Here is a 22237-nt window from a genome sequence, read left to right as displayed (position 1 = left end):
GGCGGCGGAGCAATAGCCGCCGCCGCGCACAGGGGTGAAGCCGTGTCGCTAGCGATTGAGCAGGATCTCCGCGCCAGCCGCAGCTTGGCGGAGGACGCCACGCGACGGCATGCCTGGGTCGAGGCCGCCGCGCTCTGGCAGGATCTCGCCGAGACCGAACCCGGAGCCCCCGAAGCTTCGCTGCGTCTCGCCGAGGCGCTGTTCTTTCTGCATCGCCATGCGGAGGCGATGCAGGCCGCCCAACGCGCCGCCGCGCTGGCGCCGCAGGATATCCGCCCGCTCATCCTGCTCGCCCGCGCCCAGAGCGGCTTCGGCAGCCCGGCCGCTGCGGCGGCCTGGGAAGCCGTGCTGCAACGCAATGCGGAAGATTTCGAGGCCTGGGCCCGGCTCGCCCAGGCCCGCATGCTGCTGGCGGAATCCGGCCGTGCCCTGGCCGCGCTGCTGCGTGCCCTGGCTCTGCGCCCCGACCATCCCTTCGGCCTCGGCCTCGCCGCCGCCTTGCTGCGCGGCCTGTCGCCCGAGGAACGTCAGGCGCGGCTGCGCGAAGCAGCAGCAGCCAATACCGATGCTGGCCTCGTCCTGCTCCAGGTCGCTGTCCAGCTCGATGCGGCGGATCCAGTGGCGGCCGAGCTGCTGGCTGCCCGGCTGCTGGCCCGCAACGCCTATGCCGAGGCGATCGAGCCGCTGACCCGGCTGGTCGAGGCGCAGCCGGACAATCTCGATCATCGCCGCAACCTGGCGCGCGCCCTCCACCGCGCCCAGCGCTGGGCGGAGGCGTCGCGGGTCTGGCAGCGGGTGCTGAAGCTGCGCCCCGCCGATCTCGAAGCCGGCTTCCGCCTCGCCCAGTCGCTCCGCCTGGCCGGCCACCCGGCCGAAGCCGTGCGGCATTACGAGCAGACGCTGAAGCGCTATCCGGCCGAGGTGGCGCTGCTGCGCGACTATAGCACCTGCCTCGCCGAACTCGGCCGTGCCGGAGAGGCCGATGCCGCCTGGGCCGCGGCGCTCGCCCTGCGCCCCGGGCATCAGGGCCTCCGGCTCGACCATGCGGCCTATCTCATGCGCCACCGCCGTCATGCCGAGGCCGCTTCGGTGCTGGAGGCCGCGGTCGGCCCGAAGCCGGGCTTCGATCGCGCCTCCCTCCTGCTGCTGCGGCTGATGCAGACGCGTGGCGAGGCGGAGGCGGCGCTGCACCGCTTCGCCCCGATCATCGCCACCGGCATGCCGCCCGCCCCCGATGCCACCGCGCGGGAGGTGGGGCTGCGCCTCGGACTGATTCTGCTCGGCCGCGGCCGCCTGACCGAGGCGGCGACGCTGATCGAGCCGGCCCATACCGCGGATCCCGCCGACCGGCTCGGCATTCGCGCCATGCTGAACCTGCTGCTCACCCGCGGTGCCGAGGCCGAGGCCCAGGCGCTCGCGGCCCGGGTGCTGGACGCCAACCGCATGGCGAGCTGGGCCTGGCGCGAGATCATCCTCGCCTTCGCCGGCAGCGAGCAGGCGGAGCTGGCCGCCGCCGCCTTCGAGGAAGCCTCAGCGCTGTTCCGCGACCAGCCCGCCGCCTGGCTCGACATTGCCGAGGCTGCCGAGCAGGACCGGCTCGGCCGCGCCATCCGCGAGAAGCTGGCGGATCTCGTGCTCGAGGCGCCGGCCGACCGGCTGCGCGCCTCCCGCCTCGCCCTGCGCGAGGGTGCGCTGGATCTCGCCGCGCGGCTGCTCGGCGAGGCCGAGCCGGGTGAGGCTCTGGCCGAGGAGTGGGGGCGCCACAAGGCGTCGCTCGCCCGTGCCCGCGAATTGCTTGGCCCGCGCGCAGATGCCGAGCTGGCCTTCCCCGACATTATCCTGGAGATGCTGGCTGCCCGCGCCGGGGCGCGCGCCCCGCAAGCAGATTCGGCCGAGGGGCCGGTGGTGCTGGCCAATAGCTCGCTCGCCGGTGGCGGTGCCGAGCGGCAGATCGCCCTCGCGCTGCGCGGCCTCGCCGCCCGGCTCGGCTCAGGTGAGGGGCTGCACCTGGTCTGCACCCGCTTGACCGAAAGCGCGGCGCGCCGCGTCCACCTGCCAGCGGTGCGGGAAGCGGGCGTCTCCGTGACGGATCTCGCTGCCGAGGAGGTGGCGGAGGTCGATCTTTCCACTCTCGATCCGGTGGACCGGGACCTGCTGCAACTCCTCGGTGGGGAGCTATCCGAGGCGATCATCAAGCTGTACGGCGCCTTCCGGCGGCTCCGGCCGCGGGTCGTGCATCTGTGGCAGGACCGGACCAGCATCGACGGCGCCATCGCCGCGCTGCTCGCCGGCGTGCCGCGCATCCTGCTGAATGGCCGCTCTACCCGCCCGGTCACCCGGCAGCGCCTGCGCGGCTATATGCCCGCCGCCTATCGCGCGCTGCTGCGGCTGCCGCAGGTCATCGCCTGCAACAACAGCCTCGCCGGGGCGCGGGATTACGAGGGCTGGCTCGGCCTGCCGGAGGGGACCATCCACGTGGTCCATAACGGCTTCGAATTCGACCGGCTGTCGCGCGCCGCCGATCCGGCCCGCGCCGCGCAGCTTCGGGCGCAGTTCAACATCCCACCCGGCGCGCCGGTGCTGGGCGGCGTGCTGCGGCTTTCGGATGTGAAGCGGCCGCTGCTCTGGGTCGAGGCGGCGGCGCGCGCCGTCCGGGCGCGGCCCGACCTGCATCTGGTCCTGGCGGGAGAGGGGCCGCTGCTGGGCGAGGTCCAGGCGCTCGCCCGCCGGCTCGGCATCGCCGAACGCCTGCGCCTGCCCGGCCATGTCGAGGTCGCGCCCTGGTACCGGCTGATGGATGTGGTGCTGCTCACCTCCCGCACCGAGGGCCTGCCCAATGTGCTGGTCGAGGCGCAATCGCTCGGCCGCCCGGTGGTCTCGACGCGGGTCGGCGGCATGCCGGAGACGGTGATCGAAGGCGTCACCGGCTGGTCGGTCCCGCCCGAGGCGCCGGACCTCGCCGGTGCCCTGGCCGAGAAGGTGCTGGCCTGCCTGAACGACCGCACCTGGGCCGAGCGGGCCCGGCGCGAGGCCGCGCGCTTCGCCACCTCCCGCTTCGGGCGCGAGGCCATGGTGCAGCGCCTGCTGGAACTCTACGGCATGGCGGAGCCGGGCGAGGCCGCCGAACCCGCCGAGCCCGAGACGCTGCCCGGTGAGGCCGAGCGCGCCGGCGCCCGTGCCGCCATGGAGTTCCGGGACTGGTCGGCAGCTGCAGCCGCCTGGGAGGCGGTGCTCGCCGCCCTGCCTGTGGATGCCGAGGCGCTGCTCGGCATCGGCCAGGCCCGCTTCCGCCAGGAGCGCATGGCCGAGGCCCGCGCCGCCTTCGCCCGCGCCCTCCGCCTTGCCCCGGGCGAGGAGCCCTTGCGCTGGCTCGCCCGCAGCCTGCGTGCCCTGGGCGAGGAGCGGGAGGCGCTCGCCCTCTGGGAGCAGCTGCTGGAAGCCGAGCCGCGCGACCTGGAAGCCTGGCTGCGCAGTGCCGAGGCCCGCGCCCGGCTGGGCGATCTGCCCGCCGCCCTCGCCGCCACCGAGGAGGCGCGGCGCCAGCTCGGCAGCAATGACCAGCTGCTTCGCCTCCAGGCGCGGTTGCAGACCGAGGCCGGCAATCTCGACGCGGCCTTCCGCCATTGGACCGCCCTGGCCGAGGCCAACCCGGCGGATTCCGAGGCGCAGTTCCGCCTCGGCCAGCTCGCCCAGCGGCTGGGCGAGGAGGCGCAGGCGGAACGGCGGCTGCGTGCCGCCCTGGCCGCGCCGCGGCCGGTGTTGCGGGCGGCCGGCGTGCTGGCCCGGCTGCTGTCCTGGACCGGGCGGATGCGGGAAGCCCGCGCCGTGCTGCGGGCAGCGCTGCGCCGCGCCCCGGCCGAGCCGGAACTCTGGCAATCCGCCTTCGAATGGCTGCGCGCCGGGGCGCGGCATGCCGTGGTCGGGCGCTACCTGCGCGCCCTGGAACGCCGCGCCGGCACCGATCCGGAGGCGCGGTTGCACCTCGCCGAGCGCATGACCATCGCCGAGAGCCCGGACCGCGCCGCCGCCGTGCTGCGCGGGCTGCTGGACCGGCCTGAGGTCGCCCCGGCGGCGGCCGAGCGGCTGGCCCGGCTCCTGCTCCGGCAAGGGGAGGTGGATGCGGCGATCCCGCTGATCCGCGCGCCCGGCCTGCCGCCGGCGCTGCGGGCCGAGGTGGCGGCCGCCGGCCGCATCGCCGGCCGGATGCGCGCCGAGACCGACGAGGCCGAGCCGATGGCGGCCTTCGCCACGCTCGTCGCCCGCTCCGCCCGGCGCCGGGTGCATCCACGCTACCTGCCGAAGCCGGGCAGCGTGCTGCATGTGATCAACTCGCTGGCCCTCGGCGGGTCGGAGCGGCAATGCAGCGCCATGGCCCGGGCCCAGGCCGCGGCGGGGCGGGAGGTGATGGTGCTGCGCACTGATCCCGGCCGCGCCGGCCGCGCCACCTTCTTCCTGCCGGAGCTGGCCGCTGCCGGCATCGCCAGCGGCACGGTCGCCGACCATGCCGATGGCGTGGCGCGGGCCCTGGCCGAGTTGCCGGACCTTGCCCTGCCTGCGGGCGGCTTCGCCGAGGCGCTGAGGCCCCGGCAGGTGGGCGGCCTCGCCTCCGCCATTCGTGCGCTGCGGCCGGAGAGCATCGTCGCCTGGTCGCCGCAATGCATGGCGGATGCGGCGCTGGCCGCCATGGCACTCGGCGTGCCGCGCATCGTCATCCGCTCGGGCAGCGTCGCCCTGCCGCTGCGCGACGGGCTGACCGAGACCGAGACCGCCCGCTACCGGCTCTGGCGCGCCACGCTGCGGGCGCTGCTGCTGGAAGGCGGCGGGGTGATGCTGAACAATTGCGCCGCCAACCTCGCCGGCTGGAATGACTGGCTGGGCCTGCCGGAGGCGGTGGCGGCGGCGCGCTGCGGCGTGCTGCCGAACATCGTCGATGCCGCGACGCTGCAACCCGGCGCGCCCGCGGCCGTCGCCGCGCTGCGCGACCGGCTCGGCATCCCCGGCGGCGTGCCGGTGATCGGCAGCGTCATGCGGCTGGAGCAGGAGAAGGGCGTCGATCTCTGGCTCGGCATCGTGCGGGCCATGCGCGCGCTGCGGCCGGATGCGGTCTTCCTCGTCGCCGGCGATGGCCGGATGGGCGATCCGCTGCGGGCCCAGCTGGCGGCCGAGGGGTTGGCGGGGGCGGTGCGCTTGGCCGGCCGGGTCGGCGCCGAGCTGCCGCTGCATTACAGCCTGATGGATGCGCTGCTGCTGACCTCCTCGGTCGAGGGCCTGCCGAATGCGGTGGTCGAGGCGCAATGCTTCGGCCTGCCGGTCGTCGCCCCCCGCGTCGGCGGCGTGGCCGAGGCGGTGGCGCCGGAGGAGGCGGACCACGTCCTGCTCGCCAGCCGCGACCCGTCCGACTGGTGCGCCGCGCTCGCCGCCGCCCTCGCTGCGCCGGAGCGCCGTGCGGAGCGGCTGGCCCGTGGCCGGCGCTTCATTACCGGCCGCTTCGCCGCCCCGGCCGTGCTGGCCCGGCTCGACCAGTACCTCGCCATCGCCGGAGCCACGGCATGAACGCCGCCACGCCCCGCTTCCACGGCTATGTCGAGGTCGTCGGACGCGACAAGATCACCGGCTGGTGCGTCAGCGTCGAGACACCCTACGAGCCGGCCGAACTGGAGCTCGAGGTCCGCGGCGAGGTGGTGGCGCGCGTCCGCACCGCGATCGACCGGCCGGATGTGGCGAAGGAGCTCGGCGGCCACCGGCTCTGCGGCTATGAATTCCTGCGCACCATGGCGATCCCGGATTTCGGCCCGGGCGAGATCCTGGTGCGCCCGGTCGGCGCCGCGGTGCCGCTCTCTTTCCTCGATCCGAGTTGGGCCCCGATCGCCGCCGAGCAGCGCAGCCCGGCCAGCGCGCCAGTGGCGGAGGCGCCGCGTCCGGCCGCGCCGCCGCCCGCCGCGGCCCCGCTCGGCCCGCCGCCGCGCATTCCCGACCTCTCCACCCTGGATGCCGCCCTGGCCGAGGCCATGCTGCTGCAACCCTTCCCGCTGGCCGAGCCGGAGGCGGTGCCGGCCGGCCGCGCCACCGGCCCGGCCGGGCCGCTGGAGGGGCATCTCGACCTGGTGGTGCATGGCGAGGCCTGCGGCTGGGCCCGCCGCCGTGGCGCCGGCCCGGTGCGGGTCGAGCTGCGGGTGGATGGCGAGACTGCCGGCACCGCGCTGGCCAATATCGCCCGGCCCGACCTGGCCGAGGCCGGCATGCCGCCCTGCGCCTTCGCCCTGCCGCTGCCCGATCGCGTCTATGATGGCGAGCCGCATGAGATCGCGGTGCTGGAAGTCGGCACCGGAGAGCCGCTGCGCGATAGCCCGAAGACGGCGGTGCTGCGCGGCGGCGGCGGTTTCTTCCGGCTCCGTCGCGGTCTGCCCGAGGGACGGGTGGTCTTCGGCGACCGGCCGGTGATCCGGCTGGAGGTGCTGGTGGATGGCGCCCGCCACCCGATGCTGCCCCTGCTGGTGCTGGAGCGGCGTAAGGATCCGGCCGGCTGGTTCACCATCGCCATGCCGGTCGCCTTGCAGGATGGGGCGGAGCACTGGCTCTCTGTGCGGGATGCCGGCACCGGGGAATGGCTGCGGGCCTGGCCGGAAGGGAGGGAGCTTCCCTACCGTGCCGCCCTGCGTGGCCGGTTGGAACGCTTTGCCGGCGGCATCCTCACCGGCTGGGTGCAGGATCCGGCCGACCCGGCGGCGCCGGTTCCGCTGGTGCTGCATGATGGCGGACGGCCGGTGACCGAGGCGGTGACCGGCCTGGCACGGCCGGAGATCGGGCCTGGCACGCCCGGCTTCGCCCTGCCGGTGCCGCGGGCGCTGTTCGACGGCGCGCTGCATCGGCTGCGGCTGACCGCCGGCGGGGTCGACCTGCCGCTCGACGGCACCCGGGAATTCGACGCCCGACTGAGCGCCGAGGATGCCGATGCATCGCAGCTGCGCTTCCGCGGCAAGGTGGAGCTGGTCTCGCCCGAACTGGTGACCGGCTGGGCGGTGGATGCGCTGGCGCCGGACCGCCCGGTGCAGCTGGCGGTCGAGCTGGATGGCGGCATCGTCGCCACCATTACCGCCAACCGCTACGAACCACGCCTTCTCAGCCTCAGCCCGCATGGCCAGCACGGCTTCGCCTGGCCGGTGCCGGCGGAATGCTGGGCCGGCCGCGCCCGTAGCCTGTCGATCCGCATCCTCGGCGCCGCCGAGCCGCTGGAGGGCATGCCGACCGCGCTGCATCCGCCCTACCGGCTGCTGCCGGCGCCCGCGGCACGCCCGGCGGCGCCGGTGCCGGCCCGTGGCATGCCCGCCGGCATGGTCTCGGCCATCGTGCTGAACCGCAACGGCGCGGCGCTGCTGGAGAGCCTGTTCGCCTCGCTCGCCGAACATGTGACGACGCCCTTCGAGGTGATCCTGATCGATCACGGCTCGACCGATGACAGCCTTGCGGTGGCACGGCGATGGCGCCGGCGGCTGCCGATCCGGATCAAGGCGCGGGAGGGGAATTTCTCCTACTCGGAGTCCAACAATCTCGGCGCGCGGATGGCCAAGGGGCAGCACCTGCTGTTCCTCAACAACGACATCCTGCTGCGCTCCAACCCGCTGCCGGCCATGCTGCGGACGTTGGCGGCGAAGGGCGTGGCGGCGGTCGGCGCCCGGCTGGCCGAGCCGGTGGTGCAGCCGGATGGCAGCCTGCGCCCGGTGCTGCATCATGACGGCATCGCCTTCCGCCTGCTGCATGGCGGGGCGCATGCCCGCAGCCTGTGGCTGCCCTATGAGATCGAGGCGGATGCCGCCGATATCGCCGCCGGGTCCGGCCCGGCGCCGGCGGCGACGGCCGCGATGCTGCTGGTGCGGCGGGCGGATTTCCTCGCCCTCGGCGGCTTCGACGAGGGCTATGAATACGGGCTGGAGGATGTCGATCTCTGCCTCCGCCTCGGCCGGGAGATCGGCAGCATCGTGGTGGCGCGGGATGCGGTGGCGGTGCATCAGCGCAGCGCGACGCGCGGCCGGCGCTTCGCCGCCGCCCTGGCCGACCCGGTGCAGCAGGAGGCGCGCGGCCGCGAGATCGGCAACCGCCAGCATTTCCTCCGCCGCCAGGCCGCCTGGCTGAAGCGCCGCATCCGTGCCGCCGCCCTGTCCGGCGAGGCCGGCTGGCGCGCCGCGCCCTTCCGCATCGGTTTTGCGGTCACCAGCATCGAGCCCGAGACCAGTGCCGGCGACGTCTTCACCGCGCTGGAGCTGGCCGAGGCGCTGACCGAGGGCGAGGGCTGGGAAGCGGCGTTGCACCCCTTCAAGGAGGCGGATATCCGCGGCCTCGACGCACTGGTGGCGATGCGGCCGGATACGCCGATCCGCCGGGTGGTGAATGCGACGCCGGGCCTCGTCACCATCGCTTGGGTGCGCAACCGGGTGGATGAGTGGATCGGCAGCGGCCTGCTCGATGCCTATACGCTCGTCTTCGCCTCCTCCCGCAAGGCGGCGGAGGCGATCGAGGCGGCGACCGGACTGCCGGTCGGGCTGCTGCCCATCGCCAGCAATCCGCGCCGCTTCGCCCCGCCCGCGCCGGGTACCGAGCCCGAGGCGGATATCCTCTTCACCGGCAACCACTGGGGCAACCAGCGCCTGGCGCAGACGCTGCTCGACCCCTCCATGCTCGGCATCCGCTTCGTCATCCATGGCCAGGGCTGGGACAAGGTGGAGGAGGCGGCGCCCTATTGGCGCGGCCGGCTGCCCTATTGGGAGATGCCAGCGGCCTATGGCGGCGCCCGGCTCGTGCTGGACGATTCCGACCCGGTGACGCGGGACTGGAATTCGCTGAACTCCCGCGTCTTCGACGCCGCCGCTTCGGGCGCGCTGGTGCTGACCAATTGCACCGGCGGCGCGGAGGAGCTGTTTCCTGGCCTGCTGCCGAGCTTCTCCACCGCCGAGGAGTTGAATACCCTGGCGCATCGCTACCTTTCGGATGATGCCGCCCGGCAGGCGGCGGCGACGCGTCTGCGGGGGGCGGTGCTAGCCGGCCATACCTATGCGCATCGCGCGAAGACGGTCGCGGCCGCTGTGCGGCAGGCCGCTTCGCGGCTGCGCTTCGGGATCAAGGTGCCGGTGCCCAAGCATGATGAACGCGAGGCCTGGGGCGACTGGCATTTCGCGCAAGGCCTGGCGCGGGCGCTGCGGCGGCTCGGCCATTCGGTGCGGCTCGACATCCTGCCGGAATGGGGGGACGGGGTCGGCGCCGGCGACGATGTTTCGCTCGTGCTGCGCGGCCTCTCGACCTTCGAGCCGGATCCACACTGCCTCAACCTGCTCTGGCTCATCAGCCATCCGAGCAAGGCGGGGGTGGAGGAGCTGGCCGGCTTCGATCATGTCTTCGTCGCCTCGGCGCCGCATGCCGAGAGCCTCCGGCCAGCGCTGGGCGACCGCGTCTCGCCCCTGCTGCAATGCACCGATCCGGCGTTGTTCCACCCCGACCCGGAACGGCCGGAGGATCTGGCGCCGGTGGTCTTCATCGGCAATTCCCGCCGCCAGCACCGTCCCGTGGTGGCGGATGCCATTGCCGCCGGCCTCGACCTTGCCGTCTGGGGCCGCGACTGGGAGGGTCGGCTGCCCGGCGTCTGGCGCGGGGAGCATATCGAGAACCGCCTGCTCCGCCGGTATTACAGCCATGCCGAGGTGGTGCTGAACGACCATTGGGACGACATGCGGGCACACGGCTTCCTCTCGAACCGGCTGTTCGATGCCGCGGCCTGCGGCGCCGCCATCGTCACCGACCGGGTCGAGGGGTTGCCGGAGGTCTTCGGCGACTTGGTCTATCCCTATGACGGCGCCGAGGACCTGCCACGGGCGGTGGCCGCCGCGCGGGCACGGCAGCCGGAGGCGGCCGCGCGGCTGCGTCGGCTCATTCTCGGGAAACACACTTTCGCGCAACGCGCGGAGGCCATCCTCGCCGTGGTCGAGCGCCATCTCCCTGGCGCGACTTTGCAATTGTAAGAGGTTTCCCATGAGCGATGTCGTTCTCGACAAGAAGGCTGCCGCCGCGGCCGAGCGCCAGGCCCGGGCCGAAGAGGCGCGCCAGCGCCGGGCCGAGGAGGCCGCCCGCTTCGCCGAGGAGCAGCGGGCACTGGGCCGCGTGCGGGTCGGCGGCTGGATTCAGCCCGAGCGGAAGGACGAGGCGGAGGCGATGCTGCGCCGCATGCTCGAAGGCGAGGTGCTGGCCAGTGGCCCGGATGGCCGCGATGACCGCATCCGCCAGCTCGAGCAGGAGCTCGCCGCCGCCCGTTCCGAGGCCGAGCATGCCCGCCTTCTGCGCGATGAACTCCAGACCGCGAAGCAGGCCGCGGCCGAATTGCAGGGGCGGGTGACCCAGGCCGAGGCCCGTGCCACGGCGGCCGAGGCCCGCACCGCCGCCGCCGAGCGCCGCGCCACCGAGGCCGCGCGCCTGCTGGAGCAGCCCGGCCTGCGCGGCAAGCTCGGCGCCTGGCTGCTCAAGGGCTGAGACAGTTCCGCCGGCTTCACGACCGGGGGCGGTCAGCCACCCTCTCGGCGCATTCGCTTGCCCGTCCCCCGGTCGCGTGGCATCCCTGCCCCGCGCGTTCTGCAACCCGGCCGCGACCCAGCGCCACGCCTGCCCAGGGAGTTATCCGTGTCCGCCAAGAAGCCGCTGAAGAAGGCCGTCCTGCCCGTCGCCGGCCTCGGCACCCGGTTCCTGCCCGCCACCAAGGTGATGGCAAAGGAAATGCTGCCGGTGGTGGACAAGCCGCTGATCCAGTATGCGGTGGAGGAAGCGCGCGCCGCCGGCATCGAGCAGTTCTGCTTCGTCACCGGCCGCGGCAAGGTGATGCTGGTCGATCAGTTCGACGTCGCCGTCGAGCTGGAGCGCACGCTGACCGAGCGCGGCAAGCAGAAGGAGCTCGACATGCTGCACGCCCAGGCGATGCAGCCCGGCTCCATCATCACCACCCGCCAGCAGGTGCCGCTCGGCCTCGGCCATGCGATCTGGTGCGCCCGCGCCTTCATCGCCGACGATCCTTTCGCCATCCTGCTGCCGGACGACCTGATGCAATGCGAGGTCTCCTGCACCAAGCAGCTGGCGGATGCCTATAACGAGACCGGCGGCAACGTCGTCGCGGTCGAGGAAGTGCCGCGGGAGATCGTCAACCGCTATGGCGTCATCGACCCCGGCGCCACCACCGGCAAGCTGGTCGAGGTCAAGGGCCTGGTTGAGAAGCCCCCCGTCGAGCAGGCCCCCTCCAACCTCACCGTCATCGGCCGCTACGTGCTGATGCCCGAGGTGATCGGCCATCTCTCCAAGATGGAGCGCGGTGCCGGCAACGAGATCCAACTCACCGACAGCATGGCGAAGCTCATCGGCAGCCAGCCCTTCCATGGCGTGCTGTATGAGGGCAAGCGCTTTGATTGCGGCGACAAGGCCGGCTATCTCGAAGCCCAGGTTGCTTTCGCCCTGGCCCGGTCCGACATGGCGCCGGCCATGCGCGACATCATGAAGCGCTACGCCTGAGGAAACCCCGATGTCCGTCTTCCACCACGAATTCAATGGCACCGTTCTCCGCGAATACGATATCCGCGGGATCATCGGCGAAACCCTCCAGCCGGAGGACGCCTTCGCCATCGGCCGCTGCTTCGGCTCGATCGTGGTGCGCGGCGGCGGGGCGAAGGTCGCCGTGGGCTATGATGGCCGGCTCTCCTCCCCGGATCTGGAGCCGCAGCTCGTCGCCGGGCTGCGGGCCTGCGGGCTGGAGGTGGTGCGCATCGGCCTGGTCGCCACGCCGATGCTCTATTTCGCCAGCCATGCGCTGAAGGCCGATGGCGCGGTGATGGTGACGGGCAGCCACAACCCGCCGAACTACAACGGCTTCAAAATGATGCTGGGCCAGAAGCCCTTCTTCGGCCCGCAGATCCAGGAGATCGGCCGGATGGCGCGGGACGGCGACGTGGTCCCCGTCGCCACCGAGGGCACCGACCGCCAGCACGACATCCTCGCCGATTACGTCGCCCGCGCGCTGCAGGATTATGATGGGGGCGAGCGGAAGCTGAAGGTGGTCTGGGATCCGGGCAATGGGTCCGGCTGCGAGGTGACCAAGGCGCTGGCCGGCAAGCTGCCCGGCGAGCACACCGTCATCAACGGCGATGTGGACGGCACATTTCCCAACCACCACCCCGATCCGACGGTGGCGAAGAATCTCGAACAGCTCATCGCCGAGGTCGCCCGCACCGGCGCCGATCTCGGCATCGCCTTCGACGGCGATGCCGACCGCATCGGCGTGGTGGACAATGAAGGCCATATCCTGTTCGGCGACCAGCTCCTGATCATCCTGGCGCGGGATGTGCTGAAGGCGAAGCCCGGCGGCACCATCATCGCCGATGTGAAGGCCAGCCAGGTCCTGTTCGACGAGGTCGCCAAGGCGGGCGGCACGCCGCTGATGTGGAAGACCGGCCATTCCCTCATCAAGTCGAAGATGGCCGAGACCGGCAGCCCGCTCGCGGGCGAGATGTCCGGCCATATCTTCTTCGCCGACAAGTGGTACGGCTTCGACGATGCGCCCTATTCGGCGATCCGCCTGCTGGGCATCGTCGCGCGGATGGACCAGACGCTGGGCGCGGTTCGCGCCGCCCTGCCGCAGGTGATCAATACCCCCGAACTCCGCTTCGATTGCACCGAGGACCGCAAATTCGGCGTGGTGCAGGAGGTGAAGAGCCGCCTCGCCGCCGCCGGGGCCAAGGTGCAGGATGTGGATGGCGTCCGGGTGCTGACCGAGGATGGCTGGTGGCTGCTCCGCGCCTCCAACACCCAGGCGGTGCTGGTCGCGCGCTGCGAAGCCTCCTCGCCGGAGGGGCTGGAGCGGCTGAAGGCGCAGCTGGTCAGCCAGCTGACCGCCAGCGGCCTCGCCGCCCCGGATTTCTCTGCGGAGAATGCCGGGCATTAAGCTGGAACCCGATCTCGTGACGGGTGGAAAATCAGCTTAGGCTTGCAACCTCGCCGTGCATCGGTGACTTTGCCCCTGGTAGTGATGGGTGCAGGGATGGGGGCGGACGGCAGGGTCGGATCGATGGCGGAACTGGCCGGCGGGCAACCGACTGCCCGCCTGTGCCGGGTTGCCGCCCGGCTGCTCGGCACCCCCATGGCAGGCATCAGCCTGGTGGGCGAGGAGATGGTGCATATCCGCACCGCCTTCGGGCTGGATGCCGGCACCATCCCACGCGCCGGCTCCTTCTGCGACATCACGGTCTCCGACGGCTTCCCGCTGGTCGTCCCCGATGCCCTGGAGGATCCGCGCTTCCTGACCAACCCGGCGGTCATCGGCCCGCCGGGCTTCCGCTTCTATGCCGGCGCCCCGCTGCTCGACAGCCAGGGCCGGCCGATCGGCGCGCTGTTCTGCTGCGATACCATGCCGCATCCGGCCAGCACCGCGCCCGATGACTTGGCGGCGCTGCAGGATCTGGCGATCCTGGTGACCGATGCCCTGCGGCACGAGGCGGAGGCCGAGCGGCTGGCCGAGCATTTCCACGCGGTGGTGGAGGCGGTGCCGCTGCCGCTGATGGCCATCGATGCCATGGGCCTGGTGACCGACTGGAACCGCGCCGCCGAGCAGGTCTTCGGCTGGACCGCGGCGGAGGCGATTGGCCGCTTCGGCCCGCATGTCCCGCCGGGGGAGGCCGATGCGGCCCGGGCGCTACGGGCCAAGGATGGCGAGCGGCTGGTCGGGGTCGAAGCCGAACGGATGCGGCGCGACGGCACCCGCCTGCCGGTGTCCATCTCCTCCGCCCCGCTGCGGGACCGCATGGGGCGGCCGGAGGGCGCCGTGGTGGTGGTCGAGGACATCTCCGAACGACGCCGCGCCGAGGCCGAGGCAGCCGCCCATACCGCCCGGACCGAGCGCCAGGCGGCGCTGCTCACCCGCATCGCCGCGGCCATGCCCGCAGCCGGCGAGGACACCACCGCGGCGCTGCAAGGCATCGCGGAAGCCGCGGTGCGGGGCCTCGAGGGGTGCGATGCCGGCGTCTGGCTGCGTGAGGCGGATGGCGGGTTCTGCCTGCTCACCCTGGTCGGCCATGACGGGCTGCCGCTCCCCGAGGTCTCGCCGAAGCGGTCCGCCCTGGCCCGGCTGCCGAATACGAGGACCTATCTCGCCGCGCTGATGGCGGATCGCGAGATCGCCGCCGAGGATGCCGCCACCGATCCGCGGGTCGCCGATCTGCGGGAGGCCTATATCCAGCCCTTCGGCATCGGCGCGCTGCTCTCCGCCCCGATCCGGGCGGGGCAGGAGGTGCTCGGCCTCGTCTCCGCCTGCGCCGAAGGGGCGCCGCGGCGCTGGACGGCGGAGGAGCGCGCCTTCATGGCCTCGCTCGCCGATCTCGGCGCGGTGGCGCTGGAATCCGGCCGGAGGGCCCAGGCCATGGCGCGGCTCGCGGCGGAACGCGACCGCGCCGAGGCGGCGAGCCGGGCGAAGAGCCTGGTCCTCGGGACCTTGAGCCATGAGCTCCGCACCCCGCTGAACGCCATCATCGGCTTTTCCGAATTGCTCCAGCAACCCTCGCTACGGGAAGCAGAGCGGCTGGAATTCGCTGGCCATGTGGTCGCGGCCGGCCGCCATCTCCTCGGCGTCTTCAACGCCATGCTGGACCAGGCGCGGATCGAATCCGGCGCGCTGGTACTCGCCGAGGCGCCGTTGCCGCTGCCGCAATTGCTGCATGACGCTGTCGGGCTAGTGCTGACCGAGGCCACGGCCCGCGGCATCCGGATCGAGACCAGGGCGGCCGAGCCGATACCGCTGCTGCGCGGCGATGCCGGGCGGCTGCGTCAGGCCCTCGCCAATCTGCTGGCCAATGCGGTGAAATTCTCGCCCGATGGCGGCTGCGTGGAGCTTTCCGCCGAGTTCTGCCCCGCATCGGGCTTCCGCATCGCGGTGGCCGACCAGGGACCCGGCATGGATGCCGCCGAACTGCCCCGCGCCTTTGAGCCCTTCCGCCAGCTCGATGAAGGCTTGCGGCGGCGGGCTGGCGGGGCCGGGCTCGGCCTGCCCTTGGCCAAGGCCTTCGTCGAGGCGCATGGCGGCACCCTGACCCTCGACACCACCAAGGGGCAGGGCACCCGCGCCACCATTACCTTGCCGCCGGGACGGGCCCTGGCGGCCTGACGCGGTGCTGCTCTTCCTCTATGGCACGCTGCTGGATCCCCGGGTGCTGGACCGTCAGGCGGGGCAGGCCGGACTGCATCGTCGCCTGCGCCCGGCGCGGCTGCGGGGTCAGGCCCGGCTGCGGCTGCGCGGCACGCCCTATCCAACCCTCGCGCCCCGGCCGGGTGCGGTGACCGAGGGTGCGGTGCTGCGCGCCAGCCCAGCCGCCTTTCGTCGCCTCGCCGCCTATGAGGGGGCGGAATACCAACTGGTGCCGGTGCGGGTCGAGACGGCGCTTGGCCCGTGCTGGGCCCGGGCCTGGGTGGCGCCGTATTGGCGTGCGGGGCCGGAGCCCTGGCCTGAGTGACCGTTTGAGAATCAGCGACGGGCCACCCGACGGAGCAGGAGGGCGCCCATGCTGACGTGGGTCATGGCCTCGGACATGTCGAGGCACCTCTTTTAGCCCCGCACAAGGCGGCGCCAGCGGATCATCCCGCCGAAGGTGCGCTCCACCACCCATCGGCGCGGGAGGACGTGAAAGCCCTTCGGGGCGGAGCGCCGGACAATCTCGACGACGACGTTGAGGAAGGCGGCCCGGTCCATCGGCGTCGTGCGGTCGTAGCCCGCGTCGGCGAAGAGGTGCTTCAACCACGGCCAGCGCTTCCGAATGGCCGTCGGGATCGTCTGCGCGCCCGCGCTGTCCGAGACGTCGGCCGTGCTGAGGTTCACCATCAGCCGCTGCCCGTCGGTGTCCACTGCGACATGGCGCTTGCGCCCGACGATCCGCTTGCCCCCGTCATAGCCCCGACCAGGTCGGCCCAAAGTGAAGGTTCGATGCCGGGCCCTTGCGATCGGTGTTCGTCAATGCGATAGCGACGGCGGGTGTCCGCGCTGAATGGCATGGGCAGGGGTCAGCACCGGTCGGGCCGCCGGTGTCGGCTTCCCGTGCCCGAAGGTCAGTCGATGACGCCATCCTACCGTGCCCCCGCCAGCGCCCTTCGCCGCTTTCTCCAGGGCCAGTCCTCCGCAGGGCTGGTGCTGATGGGTGCAGCCGCCCTCGCCCTGGTGCTCGCCAACTCGCCGTTTGGGTCGAGCTACGAGGCCCTCTTGCACGCCTATGTCGGGCCGCTGTCTGTCGAGCACTGGGTCAATGACGGCCTGATGGCCGTGTTCTTCCTGCTCGTTGGACTGGAGATCAAGCGCGAAGTGCTCGACGGCCGGCTCTCGACCTGGCCGCGTCGAGCTCTTCCCGGCATTGCCGCCGCCGGCGGCATGGCGGTGCCGGCCTTGATCTATCTGGCCTTCAACCTTGGTCCGACAGCCCAAGGCTGGGCCATCCCTGCGGCCACCGACATCGCCTTTGCCCTCGGTGTCATTTCCCTCCTTGGCAAGCGGGTCCCGGCATCGCTGCGGGTGTTCCTGACTGCGCTGGCGATCATCGACGACCTGGGCGCCGTCATCATCATCGCCCTCTTCTACACAGCCGGCCTTTCGCTACCCGATCTGGCCGGAGCCGCCGTGGTCGTCGGGATCCTGGTCGGGATGAACAAGCTCGGGGTGCGGCGCCTCACCCCTTACCTCCTCCTCGGGCTCGTGCTGTGGGTGCTGGTGCTTCGCTCGGGCATCCATGCCACGCTGGCGGGGGTGATCCTGGCCTTCACGATCCCCCTGCAGGCTACCCCCGGCCGCCCGGACCTGGAGGAGCACAGCCCCCTGCATCGGCTGGAGCATGCCCTGCATATGCCGGTTGGCTTCCTCGTCGTCCCGATCTTCGGACTTGCCAATGCCGGTGTGCCCTTCCTGGGCCTGCCCGCAGAGGCCCTGGCTGCCCCAGTGACGCTGGGCGTTGGGCTGGGGCTGCTGGTCGGCAAGGTGGTAGGCGTGTTCGGCTCCTCGATCCTGGCTATCCGCCTCGGCCTCGCTGATATGCCGGCCTATGCAGGACGCCTGCAGCTGGTGGGCATAGCGCTGCTGTGCGGCATCGGCTTCACCATGAGCCTCTTCATCACCCTTCTCGCCTTCCCAGGCGACCCGCTGCTCCAGGCGGAAGCCAAGATCGGTATCCTTGGCGGCTCCTTCCTCTCCGGCATCCTGGGTTATGCCCTGCTCCGCATAGCTCCGCAGGACCGGCCGGGAACGCCGTCGCACTGAAAGGCTGAACCAAGGTCAGAGAGTTGTGCGCAGATGCACGGGGGGCGCTCGTGCCGCCTCTCAGGGCCGCAAAAGCCGATGCACCGATCGATACGCGCCGGCCTCTGCCAGTTCCCATGGCATGCCTAGGCCGCCTCGGTGCCGGTCATCTGCCAGTTGATGAGCCGGGCATAGACGCCGCCGCGGGCCAGCAATTCGGAATGCGAGCCCGCTTCCACGACACGCCCGGCCTGCATCACGATGATCGCGTCGGCATGGCGGATCGTGGAGAGCCGGTGTGCGATCACCAGCACGGTGCGGTCTCGCATCAGCTGGTCCAGCGCATCGCGCACCTGCGCCTCGCTGATGGCATCGAGGTGCGAGGTCGCCTCGTCCAGGACCAGCACCGGCGCGTCCTTCAGGAAGGCGCGGGCAATGGCGATGCGCTGGCGCTGTCCGCCCGAAAGCTGCACGCCGCGCTCGCCGACCCGGGTCGCAAGGCCCTCCGGCAGGCTGGCCACGAACTTCGCCAGTGCCGCGCGCTCCAGCGCCAGTGCCAGATCGGCATCGCTCGCCGCCGGTCGGGCGAGGCGGATATTCGCCTCCAGCGTGTCGTTGAAGAGGTAGGTGTCCTGCGCCACCAGCGCCATGTGGCCGCGCAGCCCGTCCAGCGTGAGGTCGCGCAGGTCGAGCCCATCCAGCGTGATTCGGCCTGAATCGGGATCCCAGAAGCGCAGCAACAGGCTGGCGACCGTGGACTTGCCGGCGCCCGAAGGGCCGACCAGCGCCACGGTGCGGCCGGCGGGGACCACGAGCGTCACGCCATCCAGCGCCGGGTGGGCCCGGCCGGGATAGGTGAAGCCTACCGCCTCGAACGCCACTTCGGATCCGCCGCGCTGCACGACCGGGAGTTTGGTGCCGTCCACGACATGCGGCTGCTCCCGCTCCACCACGCGCAGCCGGCGGGTCGAGGCGATGGTGTCGGCGAGTTGCCGCCCGACCTGCGCGATCTCGGACACCGGCAGGAAGGCGGCGATGGCAAGAAGGATCAGCATGGGCAGCAAGCCGGCGGAGAGCTGCCCCTGTGCCACCAGGCCAGCGCCCATGGCCGCGACGGCGAGGCCGCCGAGCCCGGTCGCGACCTCGAGCCCCGCGGCAGCGCCCGCCTGGTCCTCCTGCAAGGCGAGGCGGCGCCGCTGGTAATCCTCGACCTGAGTGAGAAACTCCGCCCGCCGCAACGGCAGGGCGCGGAAGGCCAGCAGGTCGCCAAGCCCCTGGATGGTTTCCGCCACATGCGCGCCGATCCCGCCCAGTGCGCCGCGCGCCTCGGCCCCGAGCCGGTCGATGCGGGCCCGCCCCCGCAGCGGCGAGAGCGCGGCGAAGAGCAGGAAGGGCAGCAGCACCAGCGCCAGCGGCCAGGCGATGGCTGCCAGCACCAGCAGCACCGTCGTCGGCACCAGCATCGCCACCACGGCGGGCGCGACGGTGTGGGCGTAGAAATATTCCACCGTTTCGACATCGGTGGTGGCGAGGCTCACGAGATCGCCTGCGCGTCGGCGCAGCAGATAGGCGGGGCCCAGCGCGTCGAGCCGCGCGAAGAGTGCGATGCGCATCTCGGCCAGCAGCCGGTAGGCCATGTCATGCGCGAGCCAGGATTCCAGCCAGTGCAGCCCGCCCGCGACCGGGGCCGCGACCAGCAGCGCGGCCGCAAGGCCCAGGGTCGGCGCGCCCTCGCCCAGGGCCGCGATCAGGAGGGCGCCAAGCACTCCAACCCCGATGAAGGCCGTCACCCGGCCGATGCCGAAGAGCACCGTCAGCCCCAGCTTGCCGCGCCAGGGCCGGATGTAGCGCAGCAGGCTCGCCAATGTCTCGCGCCAGCCGATGGCGGCGGCGGCCTCGGCGATGGGCTCCGGGGATGGCGCGCCAGCCTCCTCCCGTGCCCCGGTGGGAGTGATGGAGGGCGGCTCCGGCAGATGCTCCGCAGCGCCGCGCTCGGCCGCCTGGGCGCCCATCAGCTGGCGGTAGGTGCCACCCTGCTGCATGAGTTCGGCATGCGTGCCGCTCTCCACCACGCGGCCCTGGTCGAGCACCAGGATGCGGTCGGCGCCGATCACGCTGGACAGGCGATGCGCCAGGATCAGCGTGGTGCGGCCCTGCATTAACCGGTCCAGCGCCTGCTGGATCAGCGCCTCATTCTCCGCGTCCACGGCGGAGAGCGCCTCGTCCAGGATCAGGATCGGTGCGTTGCGCAACAGGGCACGGGCGATGGCGAGCCGCTGCCGTTGCCCGCCTGAGAGCCGCGCGCCGCGCTCTCCGATCATGGCATTGTAGCCGCCTGGGAGGGCCAGGATGAAGTCATGCGCATTGGCGGCGCGGCAGGCGGCCTCCATCTCGGGCTGGGTCGCGTCCGGCCGACCGAGCCCCAGGTTGTCCGCGATCGTGCCATGGAACAGGGTGGCATCCTGCGCAACGATGGCGACCTGCGCCGCGATGCTGGCGGGATCGAGCCCGGCGAGGTCCTGCCCGCCGATCAGGATGCGGCCGGCCTGCGGATCGTGCTGGCGCAGCAACAGCCGCAGGATGGAGGATTTTCCGGCGCCGCTCGGCCCGACGATCCCGACGCGCTCGCCGCCGGCGATCCTGAAGTCCAGCCCGTCATGCGCCGGGGCGCGGCCGCCCGGATAGGCGAAGCGCACGGCTTCAAAGGCGATGTCGGGCGCCTGATCCTGTACCTCGAGCGCGGCGCCACCCGGCGCCACGGTGGGCTCGGCCTCCAGCAGCGCATGGATACCCATCGCAGCAGACTGGCCGACCATGCCCTGATGCAGCACGGAGCGCAGGTCGCGCAGCGGGCGGAAGATCTCGGTGCCGGCCATGAGCACGACCAGCAGCGCCTCAAGACTCATCTCGCCGGCGCCGACGCGATGCGCGCCGAGGACCAAGGCGGCGGCCGCGCCCAGCGCCATGCCGGCATCGGTGATGCCGCGCGTCAGCACGCCAAGCGCCAGCACCCAGAAGGTGCTGCGGTAGAGGGCCCTCGCCTTCTCCGCAAGCCGCTCCCCATAGCTGCGGCTCTGGCCGAAGGCCTGCAGCGTGGGCAGGCCCTGCACGGCGTCCAGGAACTCGCCGCCGAAGGCCTTGAATGCCTGCTGGCGCGCGAGCGAGGCCTTCCGGTCCCAGCGGTGGATCGTGGCGGGCAGCACCAGCGTCACCAGGGCAGCCACCAGCAGCACAAGGGCTACCGGCACGTCCCAGAACACCATGAAAAGGAAGATTGCGACGGGCGCGCAGGCAGCGATGGCGAGTTGCGGCAGATACTGGCCGAAGAAAGTCTGCAACTGCTCCACGCCATCGACCATGCTCAGCATGACGCCGCCGGTGCGCTCGCCCGCGAACCAGGCCGGGCCGAGCGCCACGAGACGGTCGAAGAGGGCGGCACGGAGCCGGGTCTGCACCGCCGCGGCGCTGCGATGCGCCTGCACGGTGCGGGCGTGGTCGAGCCCCGCGCGCAGCAGCACGGCGAGCGCCGCGCCGGCCAGCGGCCAGGCGACCTCGGCCGCTGCCGCGCCGCCGAAGACCCGGGCCAAGGCCACCCCGAGGAAAGCGAAGCGGGCGATGCCGGCGGCCAGCGCCAGCAGGCCGAGCGCCACGCCCCCCAACATGAGGCCCCGAAGCCCCTTGGTCAGCCGCCACAGGCGGAGGTCGAAATACATGGGCCGAAAGCCTCCCGGCGGCGATGCCAAGGGACCTGATGCTGGGCAGCATCCCGTCATGCGGCAACTGCAAGATTTTCATTCGCCGTTGAGCTATATCGAACAGCGATGCCCTCGCACCTGCCTCCGCTCACGGCGCTCCGCGCCTTCGCCGCCGTCGCCCGCCAGGGCAGCTTCGCGCGGGCCGCGGCCTCGCTCAACGTCAGCACCAGCGCCGTCAGCCACCAAATCCGCGCGCTGGAGGCAGAGTTGCGCACGCCGCTGCTCACCCGCGCCCGCAACGGCTCCGGTCACAGCAGCACCTCCCCTACGCAAGCCGGCACCGAGCTGCTGGCCGCCGTCGAGGAGGCACTGACGCGGATCGGCGAGGCTTGCGACGCGATCCGCGGCCAGGCCCGTCGCAGCCGGCCGAGCCTGACGGTATCGGCCAGCGGCTCCTTTGCCTCGCTCTGGCTGGCGCCGCGGCTCGCCACCTTCGCGGGTATGCACCCCAGCACCGCCTGGCATATGCGCGCCATCGAGGAAGACCGGCCGGACATGGCGCGGGAGGGCCTTGACCTCACCATCCTGCGGCTGCGCCCGGGCGCGGTGCGCCCACCGGACCAGCTGCTCTTCGAGGAAACAGTCTTTCCGGTCTGCAGCCCCGCCCTGGGGCCGCTGGAGGAGCCGGCGGCGCTGCTGCGCCACAGCCTGCTGGAGGAAGAGCATGGCGACAGCCCCGAGAAGTCGTGGCGCCAATGGCTCAGCCTGCTGGGCCTCCCGCAGACGAAGAGGGTGGTGCGCTTCAGCAGCTTCAACCAGTGATCGCTGCGGCGATCGCGGGCGCGGGTGTGGCCCTGGGACGCGCGCCGATGCTGGATGCCGAACTGGCGTCGGGCCGCCTGGTGCGACTCTTCCCGCCGCATGAGTTGCCGGGCTCCTGGGTCTTCGCCCTGCACAGCCGGCCCGGTCTGCTGCGGGATCCGCATGTGGTGCAGTTGCGGGAATTCCTGCTGTCCTCGGCGCGGGGAGGCACCCCAAAGTAGCGCCTCCGGCGCTCCCGACCGGTGATGATTCCGACGCGCTCGACGGGCTGGGACATAGGCGCACGCCTAGGCGAAAGCCTAGGCCCTCAGGTTGCGCCGGGTGGCTGGTCGAAACGGGGGGCCCACACGCCTCATTAGGCTCGCCCGTAGGTATCCTCGAGCCTGACGATGTCGTCCTCGCCGAGATAGGCGCCGACCTGCACCTCGATGAGGGTGAG

At 72.2% G+C, this 22237-nt stretch carries 12 protein-coding genes and 1 pseudogene; 10 read left to right on the top strand and 3 right to left on the bottom strand.

The window, feature by feature from the left end:
- Positions 1–42 precede the first annotated feature (42 nt).
- From JMJ55_RS28770 to JMJ55_RS28740, 7 genes are all read left to right on the top strand, one after another.
- On the top strand, positions 43–5553 hold the full coding sequence (locus JMJ55_RS28770; protein ID WP_202829050.1) for a glycosyltransferase: 5511 nt from the start codon (positions 43–45) through the stop codon (positions 5551–5553).
- Positions 5550–10007 (top strand): glycosyltransferase family protein, encoded by a 4458-nt coding sequence (locus JMJ55_RS28765; protein WP_202829049.1) that lies wholly within the window; start codon positions 5550–5552, stop codon positions 10005–10007. Before JMJ55_RS28770 ends, JMJ55_RS28765 begins: the two co-directional genes overlap by 4 nt.
- A gap of 10 nt (positions 10008–10017) precedes the next feature.
- Entirely contained in the window at positions 10018–10512 is a 495-nt protein-coding gene (locus tag JMJ55_RS28760; protein ID WP_202829048.1) for a hypothetical protein, read from the top strand.
- Positions 10513–10659: 147 nt separating this feature from the next.
- A complete protein-coding gene (locus tag JMJ55_RS28755) occupies positions 10660–11535 on the top strand; it encodes a UTP--glucose-1-phosphate uridylyltransferase (protein WP_202829047.1) in 876 nt (291 codons plus the stop codon).
- Positions 11536–11545: 10 nt separating this feature from the next.
- Positions 11546–12961 (top strand): phosphoglucomutase/phosphomannomutase PgmG, encoded by a 1416-nt coding sequence (gene pgmG, locus JMJ55_RS28750; protein WP_202829045.1) that lies wholly within the window; start codon positions 11546–11548, stop codon positions 12959–12961.
- A gap of 123 nt (positions 12962–13084) precedes the next feature.
- The gene (locus JMJ55_RS28745; RefSeq protein ID WP_202829043.1) at positions 13085–15172 is read left to right on the top strand and encodes a PAS domain-containing sensor histidine kinase; all 2088 of its coding nucleotides are present in this window, start codon (positions 13085–13087) and stop codon (positions 15170–15172) included.
- Positions 15173–15176: 4 nt separating this feature from the next.
- Positions 15177–15518 carry a gamma-glutamylcyclotransferase family protein gene (locus JMJ55_RS28740; RefSeq protein WP_202829041.1) on the top strand — a complete coding sequence of 114 codons (342 nt, stop codon included), beginning with the start codon at positions 15177–15179 and terminating at the stop codon, positions 15516–15518.
- An 11-nt stretch (positions 15519–15529) separates the two neighbouring features.
- Here JMJ55_RS28740 and JMJ55_RS28735 read toward each other — a convergent pair.
- Positions 15530–15958: pseudogene (locus JMJ55_RS28735) on the bottom strand (transposase); the annotation flags it as partial.
- A 156-nt stretch (positions 15959–16114) separates the two neighbouring features.
- Here JMJ55_RS28735 and nhaA point away from each other — a divergent pair.
- On the top strand, positions 16115–17302 hold the full coding sequence (gene nhaA / locus JMJ55_RS28730) for a Na+/H+ antiporter NhaA (protein ID WP_202829038.1): 1188 nt from the start codon (positions 16115–16117) through the stop codon (positions 17300–17302).
- A gap of 125 nt (positions 17303–17427) precedes the next feature.
- Here nhaA and JMJ55_RS28725 read toward each other — a convergent pair whose 3' ends face one another.
- Positions 17428–20994: an ABC transporter ATP-binding protein gene (locus JMJ55_RS28725; RefSeq protein WP_236034186.1), complete on the bottom strand. Its 3567-nt coding sequence runs from the start codon at positions 20992–20994 to the stop codon at positions 17428–17430.
- A 108-nt stretch (positions 20995–21102) separates the two neighbouring features.
- On the opposite strand from JMJ55_RS28725, the gene JMJ55_RS28720 reads away from it, so the two are divergent.
- Both JMJ55_RS28720 and JMJ55_RS28715 read left to right on the top strand, forming a co-directional pair.
- A complete protein-coding gene (locus JMJ55_RS28720; RefSeq protein ID WP_202829037.1) occupies positions 21103–21798 on the top strand; it encodes a LysR family transcriptional regulator in 696 nt (231 codons plus the stop codon).
- A gap of 47 nt (positions 21799–21845) precedes the next feature.
- Positions 21846–22019 (top strand): hypothetical protein, encoded by a 174-nt coding sequence (locus JMJ55_RS28715; protein WP_202829036.1) that lies wholly within the window; start codon positions 21846–21848, stop codon positions 22017–22019.
- A 134-nt stretch (positions 22020–22153) separates the two neighbouring features.
- Here the strand turns inward: JMJ55_RS28715 and JMJ55_RS28710 are convergent.
- On the bottom strand, positions 22154–22237 hold an 84-nt coding region (locus tag JMJ55_RS28710; protein ID WP_202829056.1), incomplete at its 5' end, for a hypothetical protein.

It is taken from the genome of Belnapia mucosa (assembly GCF_016775475.1).
Classification (GTDB): domain Bacteria; phylum Pseudomonadota; class Alphaproteobacteria; order Acetobacterales; family Acetobacteraceae; genus Belnapia; species Belnapia mucosa.
Note: the sequence above shows the minus strand (reverse complement) of the source record. Positions and strands in the feature narration are given on the sequence as shown.